General features: G+C 44.7%; 3 protein-coding genes and 7 tRNA genes. All 10 read left to right on the forward strand.

The window, feature by feature from the left end; genetic code table 11:
- Positions 1-2 precede the first annotated feature (2 nt).
- The 10 genes from FC652_RS19325 to FC652_RS19370 all read left to right on the forward strand — a co-directional run bounded on the left by FC652_RS19325 (position 3) and on the right by FC652_RS19370 (position 4333).
- Positions 3-78, forward strand: a tRNA-Asn gene (locus FC652_RS19325).
- Positions 79-312: 234 nt separating this feature from the next.
- Positions 313-1938: a methyl-accepting chemotaxis protein gene (locus FC652_RS19330; protein ID WP_176299815.1), complete on the forward strand. Its 1626-nt coding sequence runs from the start codon at positions 313-315 to the stop codon at positions 1936-1938.
- Between the two features lie 234 nt (positions 1939-2172).
- A tRNA-Phe gene (locus FC652_RS19335) sits at positions 2173-2248 on the forward strand.
- 58 nt (positions 2249-2306) lie between these two features.
- Positions 2307-2382, forward strand: a tRNA-Thr gene (locus tag FC652_RS19340).
- Between the two features lie 7 nt (positions 2383-2389).
- Positions 2390-2465, forward strand: a tRNA-Phe gene (locus FC652_RS19345).
- 39 nt (positions 2466-2504) lie between these two features.
- Positions 2505-2580, forward strand: a tRNA-Asn gene (locus tag FC652_RS19350).
- 35 nt (positions 2581-2615) lie between these two features.
- A tRNA-Thr gene (locus FC652_RS19355) sits at positions 2616-2691 on the forward strand.
- A gap of 40 nt (positions 2692-2731) precedes the next feature.
- Positions 2732-2807 (forward strand) — tRNA-Asn (locus tag FC652_RS19360).
- Between the two features lie 166 nt (positions 2808-2973).
- The gene (locus FC652_RS19365) at positions 2974-3585 is read left to right on the forward strand and encodes a chemotaxis protein (RefSeq protein WP_176299816.1); all 612 of its coding nucleotides are present in this window, start codon (positions 2974-2976) and stop codon (positions 3583-3585) included.
- 16 nt (positions 3586-3601) lie between these two features.
- The gene (locus tag FC652_RS19370; protein WP_176299817.1) at positions 3602-4333 is read left to right on the forward strand and encodes an MBL fold metallo-hydrolase; all 732 of its coding nucleotides are present in this window, start codon (positions 3602-3604) and stop codon (positions 4331-4333) included.
- The last annotated feature ends 324 nt before the right edge of the window (positions 4334-4657 follow it).

Here is a 4657-nt window from a genome sequence, read left to right on the forward strand (position 1 = left end):
GTTCCTCCTTAGCTCAGTCGGTAGAGCGACGGACTGTTAATCCGCAGGTCGCTGGTTCGAGCCCAGCAGGAGGAGCCACCTTTAAAAGCCAAGTCGAAAGACTTGGCTTTTTTCATTTCTGCGCTTTATTTTCCTGCCAATTCATTACTTTTCCTCCATTTATACTTTTTTCACGCTATAAATTTAATCGCGATCATGCTTTGACGCTAAGCAGCTACTTGTTTCACTCGTGCTACATTAATATTTCATTTCAATTAAACGGACAAACCAAGCATTTGCCGTGTTCATTGTGACTACAATATGAGCATTTTTATGAAACTTAAGACACAAGCTTATTTATTATCGGGAATTATCTTAATTGCCCTACTCGCGTTAACCGCTACTGGCCTTTGGACACTAAGGGTGGCCAGTAATCTAGATAACAAAGCACGAGTAACCGAACTCTTTCGCAGCGCTTATAGCATCCTGACCGAGGTCGAGAAAATGGCCGTAGAAGGAAAAATGTCTGAGCCAGAAGCGAAAGCATTAGCCACTCGACTACTGCGTAATAACATCTACAAAGACAATGAGTATGTTTACGTTGCCGATGAAAAAATGATCTTTATTGCCACTCCATTAGATCCACAACTTCATGGCACCAGTTTTCATGATTTTCGAGATGGTAATGGCAACAGCGTTGGCCAGTTAATCCTAGATGTGCTTGGCCGAAAAACAGGCCAACTGGTGGAATATACTTGGACGCAAAAACTGGCCGATGGCTCGATTGAGGAAAAACTCTCAATCGCAGAAAGAACCCCACACTGGGGTTGGGTTGTCGGTACGGGTATCGGCTTCAATGAAGTGAATGCTCGCTTTTGGTCAACGGCTCAATGGCAGCTATTTCTTTGTCTGGCGATTGCTGGCGCAATTCTGGGTGGATTGATTGTATCCATCAACAAAATGCTCAATCTGCTAGGTGGCGAACCAAATGATGTGAGAAACGCGGTGCAAGACGTGGCGAAAGGAAAAATCCAAACCACATTTGATACCCAAGCACCTCAAGGCAGCATATACCAAGCCGTGCAAGAGATGAGCCGATCTTTGGCTGAGATGATCACCAACCTTGAGCGTTCTATGTACGCATTGCGTGGTGAGTTGGCCTCGGTTGAAAGTCGTTCTGACGCGATATCTAACCTGACCACAACTCAGCAACAATCGACCGCGATGATTGCAACTGCGATGACGGAAATGGCATCGTCCGCCAACCATGTCGCTGATTCTGCCAGTGATACTGCCAACAATACGGATGAGGCGGACAAGCAAAGCAAGCATACGCAAGTTTTGATCAGAAATACCGTCACCAATATTCAGGGGCTAGCCCAACAACTTGGTACCGCAAGCCAAGCGGTGGCAGATCTTGATCAAGACGTGAACAATATCGTGAAGGTCCTCGATGTTATCGGAGACATTGCAGAGCAAACTAACTTATTGGCCCTCAACGCTGCCATTGAGGCCGCTCGTGCGGGCGAGCAAGGAAGAGGTTTTGCCGTCGTCGCGGACGAAGTACGTAATCTTGCAGGAAGAACCCAATCCAGCACTAAAGAGATCCAGTTGATGATCAATAACTTGCAACAAGGTTCTCGCAACGCCATCCAAACCATGGAAGTGTGTGCCGAAACAAGTCAAAGCACGGTAGTGGAGTCTCAAAATGCCTCAGAGGCGCTGCAACAAATCGTACTGGCACTCGAGTCAATTAGCACGATGAGTCAACAAATCGCAACCGCTGCCGCAGAGCAGACAGAAGTCAGTGATGACATTGCTAAACGCATAAACATGATCGAAGACAGCGGCAATCAGTTAACAACCGTAGTGACAGAGAGTCATAACAGCACTCGTAGCCTAGCAACGCTGGCAAACCAATTGGAAAATTGGGTTACTAAGTTTTCCGTAAAGCGATAAGCTCACGCTGATTTAACGCAAAGCACGCTTTAAAGCGTGCTTTTTTTATTCGATAGCAACGCAAACTCACTTGCTAATATGAGAAATTCGCATCGCTCAGATGTCTATATACTGTACTTCGATCGTTTAAAACGAATAAAAACACCTCATTGCGGGCATAAAATCAGCAAACGATATTTTTTTTCTATTTTTATATTGACCTAGAAAGCGAAAAACCGTTTAATACACCTCGTCGCCCGGATAGCTCAGTCGGTAGAGCAGAGGATTGAAAATCCTCGTGTCGGTGGTTCGATTCCGCCTCCGGGCACCACGAATTTAAAGTCGTTGGTGCTTAACGTACGAACGACAATTTAAAAAGAATATAGTGCGCCGACTTAGCTCAGTAGGTAGAGCAACTGACTTGTAATCAGTAGGTCACCAGTTCGATTCCGGTAGTCGGCACCATTCTTTTGCCTCGATAGCTCAGTCGGTAGAGCAGAGGATTGAAAATCCTCGTGTCGGTGGTTCGATTCCGCCTCGAGGCACCACTTATTTTAAGTTGTGCTAACACACAATAACCGAATAGTTCCTCCTTAGCTCAGTCGGTAGAGCGACGGACTGTTAATCCGCAGGTCGCTGGTTCGAGCCCAGCAGGAGGAGCCACTTTAAAACGATAAGCGAAAGCTTGTTGTTTAGGCGCCGACTTAGCTCAGTAGGTAGAGCAACTGACTTGTAATCAGTAGGTCACCAGTTCGATTCCGGTAGTCGGCACCATTTACAACGTTGTCTTGCATTGCAAGAAACACAGAATAGTTCCTCCTTAGCTCAGTCGGTAGAGCGACGGACTGTTAATCCGCAGGTCGCTGGTTCGAGCCCAGCAGGAGGAGCCACATTAAAAAAGCCGCATCATTGATGCGGCTTTTTTTTCGTTTCTAGTTCATCAAATTTACTTGGTTATCCATCACCCAAAACTGGAGCATTTTTCTTCAATAAGTTGGCAAGTGTGCAACTCAGTTCTATACCTATAGTATCAATAGTCTGAGTGACAGAATAAGTATGCCCCTATCCACAGAACAGAAACCATTATTCGTCATTGCTGCAGAAGTCTCGGCAGAGCTAAATCGTGGGGTGAAAATTGCCAAACAGCTTCAGCTTGTTGCCAGTAATGCCAGAGCATTAGCGTTAAGAGCTGGTCAAAGTGCTGCGGGGTTTCGACCCGTTACAGACTCAATTGACGAGCTAGTTCTACTGACCTTTCATTCTTCCAGCACCATCAATCTTAAAGCGCAGCAACTCAGTCAAATCGCCACCGAACGTACACGAGCTCAATTTGTGCTAGAGCGGCTGGATCATGTGGTTGTATTAGCAGGTAACGCACGCTTCGCAGCCAGCTTATCAAGTGCTAAATCACGTTCACAAGAGGAATATACACTTCTTAATCAGCTATTCAGAACGCAAGCTAAAGACCTCCAGGAAGCTTTACAAGAACTTTATGACCAGTTACGTATTGCTCAGATAATTTCCACAATGCTGAGTGTTGAAGCATCTCAAGTCGATGAGCGCTATCGAGAGCAACTCAATACCATAGCGGATAGCGTGACCAAGTTCTCTGACGCCATTCGCCTTCATGTTTCCCAATCACTTAAACTTTTCTCACTCTTTTTATAAGCAAGGAAGTTTCATTATGCGTTCAGAAATTCTTTACCAAGAGGGGAACCACCAGTGGTTAATGTTTGGTAGAGATCCACACAAGCCAGATAAGATAATCGATACCAACCAATATATGATCATACACAACGGTCAGGCTATGCTGCTTGACCCTGGTGGTATCGAACTTTTCTCTGCAATGCTGAGTAGCGTTGTTAAAGAAGTCCCACTTGAACAAATAACACATTTGTTCGCCTCACATCAGGACCCTGACATTATCTCCTCTCTTGGATTATGGGATAAAACTTTGCCTAAAGCCACTTTGCACTCTCCATGGCTTTGGGAGGGATTTATACGTCACTTTGGTATGGAGTCGATTCACTTCTCACCGATAAGAGATGATGGGGGGAGCGTTTCTATCGCGGGGCTTGAGATACAGTTCATACCCGCACACTACATGCATTCCTCTGGTAACTTTTCAGTCTATGATTCAGATGCAAAAATCTTGATGTCCGGCGATATTGGAGCAGCGTTAGACAAACTTGATGCTCCCATTTTCGTTACTGACTTTAACTCACACAAAGAAAAAATGGCCTACTTTCACCAACGATGGATGCCATCAGAAAAAGCCAAATCCAAATGGATAGAACATGTCAGTAAACTCGATATCGAGATGATGTGCCCACAGCATGGGGGCATATTCAAAGGTGATGATGTGAAACGCTTTCTAGAATGGCTGGATAAATTAGAGGTAGGAATTGCAGTATAGGCTCAGTGACGAATACCAATTGATGAAAATATGCTGTAGTCAAAGCAACTCATACCAATCTAACTAAAAATATGATCTAATTGAGGCTGTTACTTCTTCGTGATAAATGACGCTATGGACAGTCTCAATAACATTGATTTCAAAAAACTTGCTAGCCAACAAAAATCGATTCAAATGAAGATGCGATTGCTCGCATTGGCCCATTTTAAAGATAGTCACTCTCGAACCCAAATTGCTAAGTTCCTTAAGGTAAGCAGAACCAGTGTGAATAAATAGGTACAAATATTCCTTGAAGAAGGGCTTGAAGGACTGCAAGAGAAACCA

Origin of the sequence: Vibrio sp. 05-20-BW147, from assembly GCF_013369385.1 — a bacterium.
GTDB lineage: Bacteria > Pseudomonadota > Gammaproteobacteria > Enterobacterales > Vibrionaceae > Vibrio > Vibrio floridensis.